Here is a 15,366-nt window from a genome sequence, read left to right as displayed (position 1 = left end):
CAGGCCTGACTGTCGCATCCCCAGGGCCGTAGGCGGGCGGGGAGCGCTACTTCACGATCAGGATCTTGGCCGTTCCCCTGCGGTCCAGCACATTCGTCGCGACGTCGTTTCCATATCGATGCATGCGGAAATCGGCATGGGACGAGCCCAGTTGCACGTTTCGAAGGACGATCTCGTCCAGGAAGGCGGGCAGGATCGGATTGCGGAAACGTATCTCGTTCTCGGTATGGGCCTGTTCGAGGCCGAGGCATGCGCCGAGAACGCCGAAGATCGACGAGGCGGCCCATGCCTGCGGCGAGCATGCGACCGGATAGGGGGTCGGCCCACGACCCGGTTTGCGGATGAAGCCGCAGAAGAGTTCCGGAAGCCGGCGCATCTCCTGCTCCTTGGCGGCATCGAACAGCGCGCCGAACACGCGAACGGCCTCATGCTTGAGCTTGTAGCGGGCGAGGCCGATGGCAATGGCGGCATTGTCGTGCGGCCAGACGGAGCCGTTATGGTAGGACATCGGGTTGAAGCGTGCCTCGCCGCGCGCGATCGTTCGGATACCCCAGCCGCTGAAGCCCTCCGCGCTGAGCAACGTATCCGCGACGCGCTTTGCCCGTTCCGGCGAAGCGATGCCCGTGAACAATGCGTGTCCGGCATTGGAGCTTCGCACGCGGCAGGGCCGCTTTCGTCCGTCGAGCGCCAAGACATAGGTTCCGAGTTCCTCGTCCCAGAACTCCGCTTCGAAGCGCAGGCGCAGTTCCTCGGCGACTCTTGTGAGATCGGCCGCCAGATCGCGGTGTCCCAGTCGCTCGGCCATCCGCGCCGCCGAAAGCTTGGCTGCGAAGACGTAGCCCTGAACCTCGCACAGCGCGATGGACCCTTCCGCATCCGAACCGTCCTCGTGGAAGATGGAATCGTGGGAATCCTTCCAGCCCTGGTTCTTCAGGCTGTCGATGGTTTCCGCCTGGTACTCGACAAAGCCGTCGCCGTCGCGGTCGCCGAAATCGTCTATCCAGCGCAGCGCCGCGTCGATGTTTGGCCAGATCTCGGCAATGGTCCCGAGGTCGCCTGTCGCCTCCAGGTACATTCCCGCCAGCATGATGAAGAGCGGCGTGGAATCCACGCTTCCGTAATAACGGCCGAAGGGAACCTCGCCGAGATGGGCCATCTCGCCGTGGCGCATCTCGTGAAGGATCTTGCCCGGTTGCGCGTCCGACTTGCGGTCGAATTCCTGCGCCTGCACCGCCGCCAGGGTGCGCAGCACACCCCGTGCGATCGAAGGGTCCATCCACAGCATGAACATTGCGGTAAAGATCCCGTCGCGTCCAAAGATCGTGCTGAACCAGGGAATGCCCGCGTACGGGTAGGAACCGTGCTCGGTCGAGGTGGTGAGCATGTAGAGATCGGAAGTCGCGCGCGATGCGATCTCGTTGAAGATATCGCTCGAGCTCTGCACGGTGGCGATATGGCGTGTCTGGTTGCGCCTGTCGCGACGACCATCACGATAAGCCCGAAAGAAATCGAGCACGGGAGCCGGCTCGCCTTCCTCGCAGGCGACGGTCACGAAGATCGATGCCGTCTCGCCGGGTGCGAGTGCCAGCTCGAATGTTGCGCGGTTCGTCTCCAGAAGCCTCGGGGCCGGTTCAAAACCGATCCGCGTGCGTCGCTTCACATTGTCGAGGCCAAGATAGCGAAACTGCACTTCGTTCGGAGCCACCACCTTGGAGGTCTCGTCGCCCCGCTCCTTTCGCGTCATCCCGCGAACTTCGAACAGGTCGCGAAAGTCCGCGTCGAAAATGTAGTCGATGGTCAACCGGCGATCCAGCGCCGTGAAATTCCGCAGGCCGAGCCGCTCGTAGCATACCCCCTTGTAAAGAAACTTCGTGCGCTCGAGGAAGATCGTCTCGCGGGGCAGGGGATTGGCATCGTGATCGATCTCGGGGTTGGTGAGATCGATCGACAGCGCCGCCTTGTCGTCGTGGTTGGACGAGTACAGGAGCAGCAGCTTCCGCCCCTGGAACCGAAGTTCCAATTGCGAGAGGAACCGTGTGTCGCGGAAGAAAAGCCCTTCTGCGGGATTGGCGCTGGAAATGTCCCCGTGGCCGTTCAGGAGTGCGAACGTATCGCCGTCCTTGAGGTTTCGCAGAGACTGGCCGACGAGAGAGGTATCCACGTCGAGATCGTACCGAACAATGTCCAGGTCATCTTCCGGGCTGATCGACGGATCGACGGCGAATACCATCAGACGGGCCTTTGAAGGGGCGAGATTGCACTCGTGCCGCCGCCGGACAGCTTGGTGGCGGCGACGATGGGGTCTGCCGGGACTTGCGAAGCGTCCGCCTGGAGCGCCTGGCGGGCCGCCCTCAATGCCGCCTCTTCCACAAGTCCCGCATACTGGGCGACATAGTTCGACGCCATGCGGGTCGCGGTGAACCGCTCCTCGAATCGCTGCCGGACCAGTGTCCGGTCGAGGTCTCCCGCCATGTGAACCGCGGCGACGGCCTCTTCCAGCGACTCGACCACGAACCCGGTAAGGCCCTCGTCAATGACCTCCGGAACGGAGCCTCGGCGCCATGCGATAGTCGGCGTACCTTCCCTCATAGCCTCGATCATGACGAGCCCGAACGGCTCGGGCCAGTCTATGGGAAACAGGAGTGCGATCGCCTTCCCGAGGAAGTCGCGCTTCTCGTGATCTCCGATCTCGCCAACGAATTCGACTAGCGGATGATCGAGCTGTGGCCGGATGACGTGATCGAAGTAGTCCTTGTCTGAGGGATCGACCTTCGCGGCGATCTTAAGCGGAATGCCGGCCCGCTTCGCGATCTCGATCGCCCGGTCCGGCCGCTTTTCCGGCGCGACGCGCCCGAGAAAGGCGAGATAATCCCGCCTCTCCACATCGACAGGCGCCGAGCCCGGCGGAAGCCCGTGCTGGATGTTGGCGCGCCAGTTGGCGTGGGGAAGCGGCAGGCGCTGGTTCCTGGATATCGAGACGAGTGGCATCTCCGGAAACGCGCGATAGACCGGATGGAAATCCGCGAGGTCCAGCCGGCCATGCAGCGTAGTCAGGCACTGGGCGGATGAATTCCTGAACGACGGGAACTGAAGCAGGTCGATGTGGAAGTGGATGATGTCGAACGCCGAGACCCGCCGCCGGACTTCTTCCAGCATCACGAGAATGCTGGCGGTATGATCCCGTATACCTCCCAGCCGCAGGCCCTGCGGCACCGCTCGGACGAGCTGGGCGGAGGTCTCGGAATCTCCGCTCGCAAACAAGGTGACGTCGTGGCCCTGTGCGACGAGTTCTTCGGTGAGCCAGGAGACGACGCGTTCCGTGCCGCCATAGAGCTTGGGCGGAACGGATTCCGCCAGGGGTGCGACTTGCGCAATACGCATTGGGCTTACTCGGTTGCGCCAAGCGTCAGTCCGGCAGGAATTACAACTGGTCTATCGCCGGTATCTGCTTGAGGAGGGCGTTGCTCATGCATAACAGCAAAGACGAATATATGGAGCGGAGAAAGTTTTCGGCTAGGTTCCGCCTGCAAATTGCCCGGCGGCCCAGAGATGCGCACTGAGGCGAGGGCGCCGTGCCAGGGACACGGCGGCTCGGTAATCGGTGGAGGGCATGGCGCTACGAGGCCAAGCGCAGGTCCTGATTGCGGTTTTCTGCTTGAAAGCGCGCGGCGATATCGTTGAGGAGAAGTGCCTGATCGGCAAGCTGTATCGCGGAGGCAGCTGTCTCCTCGACCATGGCGGCATTGCGCTGCGTGCCCCTGTCGATGGCTCCGATCGCCGTCTTTATCTCCCGCACCGCGACGGCCTGTTCTCGCGCCGATGAGATGATGGCGCTAACGTGCCGGTTTATCTCCTGCACGTCGGATGCGATCGTCCTGAGGACGTCGCCGGTCTTGGCGACCGACTGCACGCCCCGCTGGACCTGGCCGGTCGAAGCGCTGATGAGAGCCTTGATCTCCTTGGCGGCGGTCGCGGAGCGCTGCGCCAGTTCGCGGACTTCCTGGGCAACCACGGCAAAGCCCTTGCCGGCCTCGCCGGCTCGCGCGGCTTCCACGCCAGCGTTGAGCGCCAGGAGGTTCGTCTGGAAGGCGATCTCGTCGATGACGCTGATGATGTTGTTGATTTCCACGGACGACTTCTCGATACCCTCCATTGCCGATACGGCGTCATGGACGACCTCGCCGGAGATCTCGGCGCTCTTGCGGGTGTTGTCGACGATCCGTCCCGCTTCTTCCGCCCGGTTCGCTGCCTCCTCCACGGTCGCGGAGATCTGCTCGAGAGACGCGGCGGTTTCCTCCACGGAGGTGGCCTGCTGCTCCGTACGCTTGGCGAGATCGTTGGTTGCGGCGCTTATTTCGTCGCTGACGGAACTCAGGTTCGAGGCATTCTCGCTGATCTGGCTCATCACCGAGGAGAGTTGGTCCACCATCGAATTGAAGTCTGACCGAAGCCTTTCATAGTCGTCTCCGAAGCGCTCCGTGAGGTGGCAGGCCAGATCGCCCTGAGCAAGCCTGCTGAGGGATCCGGCAAGCGCCGAAAATACCCGCTCCTGTTCCACCCTTCTGGCGGCGTCCCGTTTTTGTGCCTCTTCCATTCGCTGGCGATAGGCCACCAGTTCGGCGATGTCCTGCCAGAAGGACACCATGACAGGCTTTTCGTCGATCGTGTCCATCATCATCGTGACAAGGACATGCAGCGGTTTGCCGTCGAGCGTCTGATGGACCCATTCGAACCGATGGAAGCCCTTTCGCGCCACGGTGGCGAAGATTTCCCCGGCCACCTCGCTGGAACGCCGGCCATCCGGTTGAAACTCCGGCGATAGGTTGCCCGGTTCGACACCGAGAAATTCTTCCTTCGAAAGGCCCAGCATCTTCTCCATGGAGCGGTTGCAGTTGGTGATGCGACCGTTCTCAATCACGAAATAAGCGTCTGGCGAGCTTGCGAAAATGAACTCGCATACTTGGCTGTGCAACGTCGGCTTGGTCTTAAAGAACATGCAGTCTCCCCTAAAATAGATGGGGTTTCTTTGCATGTTGACCTTAACAGATATCTAAATCGGTTCTCTCAATGAGACAGTCCGTATCTTCCTGCCAATAGCCCTCTCCCGCAGTTCACGCATGATTAAGGGTCCTTGTTGAGCCCTCATACACCTCTTTGCGATAGTTTTGGCCACTGGGCCGCATGATCTGGCTACTGTGCCGCATGATGCTGCATGCCACACAGTCGAAGAGAGTCCGCATGATCGCCACTTTCAATCGGATGCTGTCTGACAGGTCAGGCAATTTCGGGATCATCACCGCGCTCGTCATGGTGCCTCTCGTCGGCGCGGCCGGCCTGGCGCTTGACCTTTCCGAGGCGCTTTCTGTCAGGACAGAGCTTTACAATGCGGCCGACGCCGCAGCCGTCGGCGCGATCACGCCGAATTCGAAGGCGGTCGTCCAGGCGTTGAACATGAGTGGCGACGGCGTGATCGAGGTCGGCGCCGAAGAGGGAAAGAAGCTGTTCTTCGGGCAGATGGCCGGAGGAGCGGCGGATCTCCCCGTGACGGTCGACGCCAAGGTCACCAAGACCGGCGGCGTGATCGAGTCGAAGGTCACCTTCAGCACCACCGTGCCGACCACCTTGATGAGGGTTTTGGGCAAAGAGAGCGTTACGGTCAGCGGTACGTCAACCGCCCGCTACCAGACGCCGTCCTTCATGGACTTCTACATGCTCCTCGACAACACGCCCTCGATGGGCGTTGCCGCCACTCCGGCCGACGTCGCTAAAATGGAATTCGAAACCCGCAACGGCAACGCCAGCGGCGGCGACAAGAACTGCGCGTTTGCCTGCCATGTCGTCAGCCAGTCGGGAGTCGAGGACAAAGGGAGCTACTACTTTCTTGCCAAGAGCAAGGGCGTGACGATCCGCATCGATGTCGTGGCGCAGGCGACCGCCGCTCTCATGGCCACTGCCGAAAAGACGCAGACGGTAAGGGGGCAGTTCCGTATGGCGGCCTATACCTTCGGCAAGAAGGCCGAGGATGCATCGCTTTATGAAGTCGCTAAGCTCACTGAAAACTTCTCCACGGTGGCCGGCGCCACCGACAAGATCACGCTGATGAGCATCCCCTACCAGAACTACAACGATGATCAGCTCACAAGTTTCGACAAGGCGCTCACCGGTATAGGCGAGAAAATCACTTCGGTAGGCACGGGGAACAGCGCCGCGGATCGGCAGAAGATCGTCTTCTTCGTTGCCGATGGCGTGGGTGACAGCAACAAGCCGAACGGGTGCACCAGAGGCAAGGTCAACAGCACCCGGTGCATCGAGCCCATCGACACCAAGTACTGCAAGCGGCTCAAGGATCGCAACATCCGGATCGCCGTGCTCTATACGACCTATCTGGAGCTTCCGAAGAACGATTTCTGGAATAAGTGGGTCAGGCCGTTCACCAATTCGATCGGCGCGAAGATGGAAGAATGTGCAAGCCCCGGCTTCTACTTCGAAGTCAGCCCGACGGATGGTATCAGCGACGCCATGAATGCGCTTTTCCAGAAGCTGGTCAGCACGCCGCGGATCACGAGCTGACCCACCTTGGGCTCCTCGGGCTGCAGGCTGACGAAGCGACCGACCGCATTCGCGCGCGGGAACTGAGCGTAGCTGACGGGCGGTGATGCCTGACGATGTAATGTGCTCCGGAGAGGTTGCGGACCGGGCAATGCTCCACGTGCCCCAGGTCTGAAGTGGGCTTCCCGGTCGTCGTCCATGCGGTGAGCCGCAGCGTTGAAATGTCGCGGCAATGCCGCCCGATCGCCCGCCAAAGGCCTTCACTGGAGCCGAGCAAAGATGCTAGTTCGCGAGCATCTTGTCCTCTCTATCGCCGGGTTCGCGGCGAGATACAGGGCACTCTAGGGACCAACGATCAGCGAATGGAAGCAGGCACGGCGTGAATTTCCGGATACCGTCGACCGTAGGCCTCAGGGTCCTGATCGCGCTGGCCGAGCGAGGGTCGACGGTCGCGGCTGCCGAGGCGGTGAACCTGTCCCAGAGCGCCGTCAGCAAGCAATTGTCCAAGCTTGAGGCCTCCGTCGGGCAGAAGCTGTTCCTGCGCCATGCCTCGGGCCTGCAACTAAGCGAGGCAGGCAAGGTCTATGTCGAGCATGCCAAGATCGCGCTGAAGGCGCTGGAGGATGCCGCACTTCGAGTGGCGCGCCTGTCGGGCGATCCGGACGTGCTGCGGCTTCACACCTTGCCGATCCTCGGGGATCGCTGGCTGCTGCCCCGCTTTGCCGCCTTCGCCGCGCGCCATCCGCATGTCGATGTCCAATTCACCAGTTTCGAAACGCCCGGCCAGGCCGAGCCCGACGCGGCCTTTCGCTACGGTTCCCCGCCATGGCGCGGCCAGCTGGCGGATTACATCTTCGGGCGCGACGTGGCCCTTGTCGGGGCGCCCGACTATATCGACAGGACGGGCGGGCTGGAGACACTGGACGACATCGACCGCTTCACGCTCCTGGAGCATCCGCAGACGCCGAACTGCTGGCGGAACCTGCGCGAAGCGCTGGCATTGCCGGACGATGCCCCCGAGCCTCGTCACTACGTCCGCTTCGGCTTCTACACGCTGGTCATTCGCGCCGCGATCGCGGGGCAGGGGCTGGCGCTCATCCCGCGCGGGCTTATCGTCGACGAACTGGCCTCCGGCGTTCTCGCCAATCCGGGCGGCCTCGGGTTCGAGAGCGAAAATTGCTACTGGTTCACCCGGCCCGCGGACCGGACGCCCCGCCGCGCACTCGATCTCTTCCATGAGTGGTTGATGGAAGAGGTTGCACGGCGGGACTAGTTCAGGCGAAAGGCCAGCGGACCCCGCCGGGGTCATCTGGCCCTTGGAGAATTATTCGCCCTGGTTGAGGCCGATTGCGTCGATCTCATTGGCGGCCAGGCCGTACTTGGCGAAGATCTCCGAATAGCGGCCGTCCGCCTTCAGTCTCTCCAGCGCGCCCTGTACCGCCTCGCGGATCTGCGTTCCCTCTTCGGTCTTGAGGAAGGGAATTCCGGCGAGCGAACGCGTGAAGGGCTCGCCCAGAAGCACGTAGGTGTCGGGCTCCAGGTCCTGGAAGTAGGGGAGGGTCTCGTTGCCCTGCACGGCCGCGTCGAGGCGCTCGCTCTTCAGCTGGGTGCGTGCGTCGACCGAACCTTCCGTGCCGACAACCTCGATCGGCGCCAGCCCCTTAGCCTCGCAGTTTGCCTGGCTCCACTCGCCGATCTGCTTCGGCCAGCTCGTATTGCGCGACGCGCCGACGCGCTTGCCGCACAGGTCGGCCGTGCTGGTCAGGTTCTCGGAACGCGACTTAAGGGTGTAGAACTGTGCGCCGGAAACCATGTAGTCGACGAAGTCGACGGTTTCGCGCCGTGACGGAAGGTCGGACATGCCGGCCATGGCCATGTCCACCCGGCCCGTCTGCAGCGACGGCAGCATCTGGATGAACTCGGTTTCCTGCCACTCGATCTTGACGCCGAGCTCTTCGGCAATCGCTTCGCCAAGCGAGATATCAAGGCCCAGGAGCTGGTTCGTTGCCGGGTCCTTGTAGACGATCGGGGCGTAGTTCGGGTTCGTCGCCGCGACGATCACCCCGGCGTCGCGGATGCGCTGCGGCAGTTCCTGTGCTCCTGCGAAGGAGGTGAGCGCCACGAGCGATGCGCCCGCGATCAGAAGTCTGGTCAATGACATTGCAGTTCCTCTCTTGTTATAGGCCGGCCTAGGACAGGACGGCCGCTATGAAGTCTCGTGTTCTCTGTTCCGACGGTTGGCCCAGGACCTGTTCGGGAGTGCCCGTCTCGACGATGCGGCCGCCATCCATGAAGATGACGCGATCGGCCACCTCGCGCGCGAAGCCCAGCTCGTGGGTCACGACGATCATCGTCATGCCGCTGGCCGCGAGGTCGCGCATCACGGTGAGCACTTCCCCGACGAGTTCGGGATCGAGCGCCGACGTGGGTTCGTCGAACAGCATGAGTTTCGGCTTCATCGCGAGCGCGCGGGCAATCGCCACCCGCTGCTGCTGGCCGCCGGAGAGCTGCGACGGGTAGGCGCCCTGCTTGTCGGCCAGCCCCACCCGCTTCAGCAGCGCCAGGGCTTCCTGCCGCACCTCCTGCCGCGGTCGCTTCAGGACGGTCACCGGACCTTCCATGATGTTCTGCAGCGCCGTCATGTGGTTGAACAGGTTGAAGCGCTGGAACACCATGCCGCAGGCGAGGCGCTGTCGGGCGATCGCGCGATCGTCCAGTTCGTAGAGCGTATTCCCGTGCTGCCGATAGCCGACGAGCTCGTCGTCAATCCAGATCGCGCCGCCGTTGGAGCGCTCGATCTGGTTCAGGCAGCGGAGAAGGGTCGACTTTCCCGAGCCCGAGGGGCCGATGATGCAGAGGACTTCGCCCCGCGTGACGTCGAGGTCGACCGCATCGAGCGCGGTGAACGTCCCGAACGTCTTCGTCACCTTTCGGGCCGCGAGAAGTGTCTGCGGAGACTGCTTCTGGTCCATGCTCATTCTCCGCGCCCCCTGTTGGCCTGTCCGCGCGAGAACCAGCGCTCCAGGAAATGTTGTCCAACCGACATCACCGAGACGACGGCGATGTACCAGATGGCCGCAACGATCAGCAGTTCGATGACGCGGCCGTTGGCGAAGTAGATCGTCTGGGCGTTGCGCAGGATTTCGGAGAACTGGATGACCGAGGCCAGCGAGGTCAGCTTGACCATGCTGATGAACTCGTTGCCGACCGGCGGAATGATGACGCGCATGGCCTGCGGCAGGACGATCCGGCGCATGATGGTCGGGCGTGCCATGCCGATCGACTGGGCGGCTTCCGTCTGGCCCTGGTCCACCGACAGGATGCCGGCCCGGACGACCTCGGCCGTGTAGGCACCCTGGTTGATTCCGAGCCCCAGCAGCGTCGCCATGAAGGGCGTGATCACGTCGACGGTGCGGAATTCGAAGAGCCCGGGGATGCCCAGCGTCGGAAACACCAGCGCCAGGTTGAACCAGAGCAGCAGCTGCAGGATGAGCGGTGTGCCGCGGAAGAACCAGATATAGCCCTTCGCGGAATAGTGGAGCACCGGGTTCGGGGACATCACCATCACCGCGAAGAGCACGCCGAGCGTGATGCCGAGCGCCATGGCGGCGATTGCCATGATGATGGTGTTGACCAGGCCGAAGAGGATGGCGGGCGCCGTCAGGAATTGCGCCACCACCCCCCATTCGATCTGGCCGAGTGCAAAGGCCCGGACGATGCCGCCGATCGCCAGGAGGATGAGGACCGTTGCCAGCCATCGCCCGTAGTGACGGCGCGGCATGATGGTGAAGGTGCTCGGATCGGGCCTTGCGGGAAAGGGGTTTGCCTCAGGAGCGATCGCGGTCACTGCGCACCCTCCTCAGCCCAGGCGCGAAGCGGAGCGAGCGTGAGGCCCAGCCGTCCGATCTGGCGCTCGACGGCTTCCGGGGCGGTTCCCCCCTGCGCCGAGCGCGCGGCAAGTGCCGCGTCCAGCGAAATGTGCTCCATGATGGAGGGCTCCAGCGCCGGGTCGATCTCGGCGAGCATCTGCGGCGTCAGGTCTTCAAGCGTGATGCCGTGATCCTCGCAGTAGCGCACGGCCGTGCCGGTGATCTCGTGGGCGTGCGAGAAGGGCACGCCGCGCAGTGCCAGCCAGTCGGCCATTTCCGTTGCCAGGGTGAAGCCCTGGGTCGCCGCGGTGCGCATGCGCGCCGTGTCGAACTGAAGCGTCCGCACGAGCCCGCTCATCGCCGGCAGGGCCATGTGCAGGGTGTCGACGGCCTCGAAGGCTGCCTTCTTGTCCTCGATGAGATCGCGGTTGTAGGCGAAAGGCAGGCCCTTGAGCGTCGCCATGATGCTGGAGAGGCAGCCGATCAGCCGTGCGCTTCGCCCTCTGGTAAGCTCGGCGATGTCGGGGTTCTTCTTCTGCGGCATGATCGAGGAGCCGGTGGAGAAGGCGTCATCCAGCTTCGCCCAGGAGAAGGACTGGGAGCACCAGAGGATGATCTCCTCGGAAAGCCGGGACAGGTCGACGCCGATCATGGCCGTGACGAAAAGGAATTCGGCGACATGGTCGCGGCTTCCCACGGCATCGATGGAATTTTCGAACGAGCCCTCGTATCCGAGTTCCAGTGCCGTTTCGTGGGGATGGCGGGCGATCGCGCTTCCGGCGAGCGCCGCGGCCCCCAGTGGCGAGCGGTCGCTTCGGCGATGCCAGTCCCGGAGCCGGTCGAGGTTGCGTGTAAACGCTTGCGCATGTGCCATCAGTTGATGGCCGAAGACGATCGGCTGGGCCGCCTGCAGGTGGGTGAACCCCGGCGCCGGACTATTCAGGTGGGTGGATGCCTGACCCACCAGGGCATCGATCAGCGAAAGAAGCTCCTGCGAGACGGCCTTGGCCTCGTCACGCAGATAGAGCTTGAGGTCGTTCGCGGCCTGGTCGTTGCGCGAGCGGCCGGCACGCAGCTTGCCGCCCAGGTCTCCCAGACGTTCGATCAGGTGGCGCTCGATGAAGGTGTGAATGTCCTCGTCGCCGGCGGCGGGCACGATCGTCCCGTTGGACGTTTCCGCCGCGATGGCGTCGAGCGTCGTCAGGATCGTCCGGCATTCTTCCTCGTTCAGGATGCCGGCACGCACGAGTTCCCGGGCATGCGCCCGCGAACCGGCAACGTCGAAGGCGACAAGGCGAAGATGGCTGGCATCGGAGCGCGAGTAGCGGGTAAGGACAGGGTCGGGCTGCGACCGGAAACGACCGCCCCAAAGGGCCTTGCTCTGGTTCATGAGTATCTCCGCATTGAATGCGGTCATAGTCGCTTCCGTGGCGGGCGCAGGAAAATGAAAAGAATTCCGGCAGGTATTCCATTTTGGAAGAGGCCGGTACCTGTTGCCGGGATCGGCCAGGAATCCTTATAGCTCCCGAAGGAACCGGAACCCCCGTCGGCGGGTTGTCGTCCGGTGGGGAAACTTCCGCCCTGCCGAGCCGGAAAAGTGCGGGTGCTCATGGTTCGCTCCCCCGGAGGTTTCCAGTGTCCGTCGTTGCAGAGATGTCTGAACAGCAGGAGCGGGACGGGACGTCGCGGTCGGAGGCGCCGCGCTTCTTCACGATTGGCCATTCCACCCGTTCAATTCCCGATTTCGTCGAGCTGCTGAGAGCGGGAGAGGTCCAGGTCGTCGTGGACGTCCGCTCCATCAGGCGGTCGCGCAGGAATCCCCAGTTCAACGAGGAGACGCTGGGCGCAGCCCTCGAACCCTATCAGGTAGGATACGTGGTCATTCCCGAACTTGGCGGACGGCGCTCCAGGCAGAAATCCATCGACGAGGAACTGAACGGATTCTGGCGCAACACAAGTTTCCACAACTACGCGGACTATGCCCTCACCGACCCGTTCCGCGACGGGCTGGAGCATCTTCTCGCATTGGGCTCCTCTAAGCGTTGCGTCATCATGTGCGCCGAAAGCGTCTGGTGGCGTTGCCACAGGCGTATCATCGCCGACTATCTCCTGCAGCGAGGCGTTGAGGTCTGTCATCTGATGGACGGCAACAAGGTGATCCCTGCGGAACTGACCGAAGGGGCGCTTGTGATCAATGAAAGGCGGATCGTCTATCCGCCCGTCCGCGACGGAAATGCCGGGTGACCGGGCAGCAATTCCGGGGGCGGGGCATAAGGCGGATCAGCAGGCTATGCCGACCCGCTGCCCTCGGCCGACGCCATCTCGGCAATCCGGGCGAGCGTCGTGGATCCGTATTTGTCCATAAGCTCGGCTTCCGCAACAGCGTAGGCTTCTTCAAGCACCGAGTTCGACGCCCGTTCGACCGGACAGGCAGGATGGTCGCGTGAGACCGGTGCCCTCAGGATCGCGCCGTCGTTCAGAGCCCGCTGGACATCCAGCACGGTGATCCGGTCGAGCGGGCGCAACAGTTTCCATCCGCCGCCGCGTCCTCCCTCCGAATCCACGATCCCATACGCGCGAAGGGCCCCGAGCGTGCGCCGCACGACCACCGGATTGGTGTTGAGCATCTCCGCGATCCGCTCCGATGTCTCCCGACCGCCGAGCAGGCCCATGTGGACCAGGACATGCAGCATCCTCGCGAGCCGGCCATCGGTCTTCATTTCATCCCTTTCCGAAACATTTGCAGTTACGCAATCTTGACTTCCTGCTTCTGTGTGTAACATTTATGGTTACGCAATGACAGGAGCGCATATGAGACGCCGCCAGTTTCTCTCCGCGTCCGCCCGGCGATCACTCCCGGTCCGAACTCCGCCGCGCGTTGCCGGGAGGCCGTCATGAACGGGACCGTCATCCAGAGCCGCACCATCGACATGGGCATTCTCGAGGCCGGAGAGGGGCCGCTCGTCCTGCTTTGCCACGGCTTTCCCGAGACCGGGCACGCGTGGCGACATCAGGTCGAGGCACTGGCCCGGGCAGGCTATCGCGCAATCGCTCCCGATCTACGAGGCTATGGAGAAAGCGGATCGCCTGGTCGCGCCGACCAGTACACGGTCTTTCATGCGGTCGGCGACCTGGTCGCATTGATAGACGCCCTCGGCGAGACGCAGGCGGTGGTCGTCGGCAATGATTGGGGCGCAACGATCGCCTGGCAGGCAGCGCTGATGCGCCCGGACCGGTTCCGCGCCGTCGTGGCGCTGACGGTCCCGATGATGGGGATACCTCCCGTCCCGCCCTCCAGGATTTTTCCTGAGGACGAGGAAGCGCTGTTCTACGTCCTCTATTTCCAGGAGCCGGGCGGAGCGGAAGTCGAGTTCGGCCGGGACGTCCGCTCCACACTGCGCAAGCTCATCTTCGCCGCCAGCGGAGAGGCCGGTCCGCGAAAGCCCGGCGACGGCACGCCGAACCCCTTCGGCATGGTTGCGCGCAGCCAGGGCCTTCTGGCGGGATTGCCGGATCCGGCAGCGCTGCCGCCGTGGCTCTCCTCGGAGGATTTCGAACGCCTGGTCGCCGCCTTCGAAGCGTCAGGATTTACGGGTGGCCTGAACTACTATCGCAATCTCGATCGCAACTGGGAGCTCCAGCAGGCGAACGTCGGCCAGACGGTCGGTGTGCCGGCGCTGTTCATGATCGGGGACCGCGATCCCGGCCTCGCCATTCCCGGCATGGAGAAGATCATCGCGGATATGCCGAGCCTGGTGCCGAAGCTTGTAGGGTCCCACGTCCTTCCGGGAGCCGGCCACTGGCTCCAGCAGGAGCGACCGGACGAGGTGTCGCAACTGATCCTCGGGTTTTTGCGAAAGCTCTAGGCTCGTCCGCTTTCTCTCCGACCCGCCGTCGACCGGCCGCGGATGACGGGCGCTATTCGTGAAGGGGCGGGGAAGGGGTCTTCGGCCCCGGTCCGAGCGTGGCCGGAGTGCTTCCCCGGGCCTTCAGCGCGTCCCGCTTGGGCGGCGCATTGAAAAGCCGACCGTAATCGCGCGTGAAGTGGGAGCTGCTTTCGTAGCCGACTTCGAAGGCGGCCATGCTTGCCGTCAGGCCTTTCTCCCGCATCAACCGCCGCGCCTCGATGAGGCGGAGGCGTTTCTGGTACTGGGTCGGGGTGAGGGACGTCACGGCCTTGAAGTGCTTGTGAAACGCCGTCGGGCTCATTGCCACGGCCTCCGCCAGCCGGGCGATCGGAAGCTTGGAGCGGAACTCGGAGCGAAGCAGGGTGATTGCCGGCGCAAGCCGCCCGACCCGACTGTCGCGACGGGCATTGTTGACCAGCGCTCCGCCGTAAGGGCCGGCCAGCAGCCAGTAATGCAGTTCCTTCATGATTCCGGGCTTCAGGAGGGGGGCCGCCTGTGGCCGGTCGATCAGCCGCATCAGCCTCTCGATGCAGCCGAGAAGTGCCGCGCCGGTATCTTCCACGAAGAGCGTGCCCTCCTGGGGCGGCTGCTGCAGAAGCCGTTCGTCCATCTCCGCGGAGAGTTCGCGAATGAGGGGCATGTCCAGTTCGATCGCGACCGCGATATAGGGCTCGGCCGGGCTTGCGCGAACGATCCGGCCGGCGACCGGCATGTCCGCGCTGACGATCACCGCCTGGCCGGCGCTGAAGGTCTCGTCCTCCGTGCCAACGACGATGCGCTTTGCTCCCTGGAGGACGAGACAGATCAGGGGGCGATAAACCGAGTGCATGACGCCACCGGGGGTATCGACGCACATCATCCGCAGATCGGACATAGGCGTCAGGGCCAGACCATCCTCGTTGGCATGGCGACCTGCGTAGGTCCGGACGGCGTCTTTCAGGGAGGTCATTCGCCGTTCTCCACATGTCTGCGGCAGCAGCTGCGTTCAGGCCTAATAAAAGCAGACGCGTGGAATAAGGCAAGTCTTGTGCAGCATGCGG

General features: G+C 63.4%; 13 protein-coding genes. 4 read left to right on the top strand and 9 right to left on the bottom strand.

What is annotated here, in order from left to right:
• Positions 1-46: 46 nt before the first annotated feature.
• From ACWGPT_RS14470 to ACWGPT_RS14460, 3 genes are all read right to left on the bottom strand, one after another.
• Complete coding sequence (locus ACWGPT_RS14470; protein WP_452606314.1) at positions 47-2,230, bottom strand: amylo-alpha-1,6-glucosidase; 2,184 nt, start codon at positions 2,228-2,230, stop codon at positions 47-49.
• The gene (locus ACWGPT_RS14465; protein ID WP_452606313.1) at positions 2,230-3,381 is read right to left on the bottom strand and encodes a glycosyltransferase family 4 protein; all 1,152 of its coding nucleotides are present in this window, start codon (positions 3,379-3,381) and stop codon (positions 2,230-2,232) included. The genes ACWGPT_RS14470 and ACWGPT_RS14465 overlap by 1 nt, the downstream gene beginning before the upstream one ends.
• Positions 3,382-3,616: 235 nt before the next feature.
• Positions 3,617-4,996 carry a methyl-accepting chemotaxis protein gene (locus ACWGPT_RS14460; RefSeq protein WP_452606312.1) on the bottom strand — a complete coding sequence of 460 codons (1,380 nt, stop codon included), beginning with the start codon at positions 4,994-4,996 and terminating at the stop codon, positions 3,617-3,619.
• A 242-nt stretch (positions 4,997-5,238) separates the two neighbouring features.
• Between ACWGPT_RS14460 and ACWGPT_RS14455 the strand changes: the two genes are divergently transcribed.
• Entirely contained in the window at positions 5,239-6,570 is a 1,332-nt protein-coding gene (locus tag ACWGPT_RS14455; RefSeq protein ID WP_452606311.1) for a TadE/TadG family type IV pilus assembly protein, read from the top strand.
• A 358-nt stretch (positions 6,571-6,928) separates the two neighbouring features.
• Positions 6,929-7,822 (top strand): LysR substrate-binding domain-containing protein, encoded by an 894-nt coding sequence (locus ACWGPT_RS14450; RefSeq protein ID WP_452606310.1) that lies wholly within the window; start codon positions 6,929-6,931, stop codon positions 7,820-7,822.
• Positions 7,823-7,873: 51 nt separating this feature from the next.
• Here ACWGPT_RS14450 and ACWGPT_RS14445 read toward each other — a convergent pair whose 3' ends face one another.
• The 4 genes from ACWGPT_RS14445 to argH form a co-directional block, all read right to left on the bottom strand.
• Complete coding sequence (locus ACWGPT_RS14445; protein ID WP_452606309.1) at positions 7,874-8,710, bottom strand: ABC transporter substrate-binding protein; 837 nt, start codon at positions 8,708-8,710, stop codon at positions 7,874-7,876.
• A gap of 28 nt (positions 8,711-8,738) precedes the next feature.
• Positions 8,739-9,527, bottom strand: a complete 789-nt coding sequence (locus tag ACWGPT_RS14440; protein WP_452606308.1) for an amino acid ABC transporter ATP-binding protein — start codon at positions 9,525-9,527, stop codon at positions 8,739-8,741.
• A complete protein-coding gene (locus ACWGPT_RS14435; protein WP_452606418.1) occupies positions 9,524-10,330 on the bottom strand; it encodes an amino acid ABC transporter permease in 807 nt (268 codons plus the stop codon). The genes ACWGPT_RS14440 and ACWGPT_RS14435 overlap by 4 nt, the downstream gene beginning before the upstream one ends.
• Before the next feature lie 62 nt (positions 10,331-10,392).
• On the bottom strand, positions 10,393-11,808 hold the full coding sequence (gene argH, locus ACWGPT_RS14430) for an argininosuccinate lyase (protein ID WP_452606307.1): 1,416 nt from the start codon (positions 11,806-11,808) through the stop codon (positions 10,393-10,395).
• A 245-nt stretch (positions 11,809-12,053) separates the two neighbouring features.
• Between argH and ACWGPT_RS14425 the strand changes: the two genes are divergently transcribed.
• Positions 12,054-12,662, top strand: a complete 609-nt coding sequence (locus tag ACWGPT_RS14425; RefSeq protein WP_452606306.1) for a DUF488 domain-containing protein — start codon at positions 12,054-12,056, stop codon at positions 12,660-12,662.
• A gap of 44 nt (positions 12,663-12,706) precedes the next feature.
• On the opposite strand, the gene ACWGPT_RS14420 is transcribed toward ACWGPT_RS14425, so the two are convergent.
• Complete coding sequence (locus tag ACWGPT_RS14420) at positions 12,707-13,138, bottom strand: RrF2 family transcriptional regulator (protein ID WP_452606305.1); 432 nt, start codon at positions 13,136-13,138, stop codon at positions 12,707-12,709.
• A gap of 174 nt (positions 13,139-13,312) precedes the next feature.
• Between ACWGPT_RS14420 and ACWGPT_RS14415 the strand changes: the two genes are divergently transcribed.
• Positions 13,313-14,284 (top strand): alpha/beta fold hydrolase, encoded by a 972-nt coding sequence (locus ACWGPT_RS14415; RefSeq protein ID WP_452606304.1) that lies wholly within the window; start codon positions 13,313-13,315, stop codon positions 14,282-14,284.
• A gap of 52 nt (positions 14,285-14,336) precedes the next feature.
• Here ACWGPT_RS14415 and ACWGPT_RS14410 read toward each other — a convergent pair whose 3' ends face one another.
• Positions 14,337-15,275: an AraC family transcriptional regulator gene (locus tag ACWGPT_RS14410; protein WP_452606303.1), complete on the bottom strand. Its 939-nt coding sequence runs from the start codon at positions 15,273-15,275 to the stop codon at positions 14,337-14,339.
• Positions 15,276-15,366: the final 91 nt, after the last annotated feature.

It is taken from the genome of Pseudorhizobium sp. NPDC055634 (assembly GCF_053618655.1).
This window is presented reverse-complemented; position numbering and strand designations above follow the sequence as displayed.

Excerpts from the sequence above, each read along its gene's own strand:
- ACWGPT_RS14470 (WP_452606314.1), bottom strand. The coding sequence starts at position 2,230 with ATGGTATTCGCCGTCGATCCGTCGATCAGCCCGGAAGATGACCTGGAC.
- ACWGPT_RS14465 (WP_452606313.1), bottom strand. The coding sequence starts at position 3,381 with ATGCGTATTGCGCAAGTCGCACCCCTGGCGGAATCCGTTCCGCCCAAG.
- ACWGPT_RS14460 (WP_452606312.1), bottom strand. The coding sequence starts at position 4,996 with ATGTTCTTTAAGACCAAGCCGACGTTGCACAGCCAAGTATGCGAGTTC.
- ACWGPT_RS14455 (WP_452606311.1), top strand. The coding sequence starts at position 5,239 with ATGATCGCCACTTTCAATCGGATGCTGTCTGACAGGTCAGGCAATTTC.
- ACWGPT_RS14445 (WP_452606309.1), bottom strand. The coding sequence starts at position 8,710 with ATGTCATTGACCAGACTTCTGATCGCGGGCGCATCGCTCGTGGCGCTC.
- ACWGPT_RS14440 (WP_452606308.1), bottom strand. The coding sequence starts at position 9,527 with ATGAGCATGGACCAGAAGCAGTCTCCGCAGACACTTCTCGCGGCCCGA.
- ACWGPT_RS14435 (WP_452606418.1), bottom strand. The coding sequence starts at position 10,330 with ATGCCGCGCCGTCACTACGGGCGATGGCTGGCAACGGTCCTCATCCTC.
- argH (WP_452606307.1), bottom strand. The coding sequence starts at position 11,808 with ATGAACCAGAGCAAGGCCCTTTGGGGCGGTCGTTTCCGGTCGCAGCCC.
- ACWGPT_RS14420 (WP_452606305.1), bottom strand. The coding sequence starts at position 13,138 with ATGAAGACCGATGGCCGGCTCGCGAGGATGCTGCATGTCCTGGTCCAC.
- ACWGPT_RS14415 (WP_452606304.1), top strand. The coding sequence starts at position 13,313 with ATGAACGGGACCGTCATCCAGAGCCGCACCATCGACATGGGCATTCTC.
- ACWGPT_RS14410 (WP_452606303.1), bottom strand. The coding sequence starts at position 15,275 with ATGACCTCCCTGAAAGACGCCGTCCGGACCTACGCAGGTCGCCATGCC.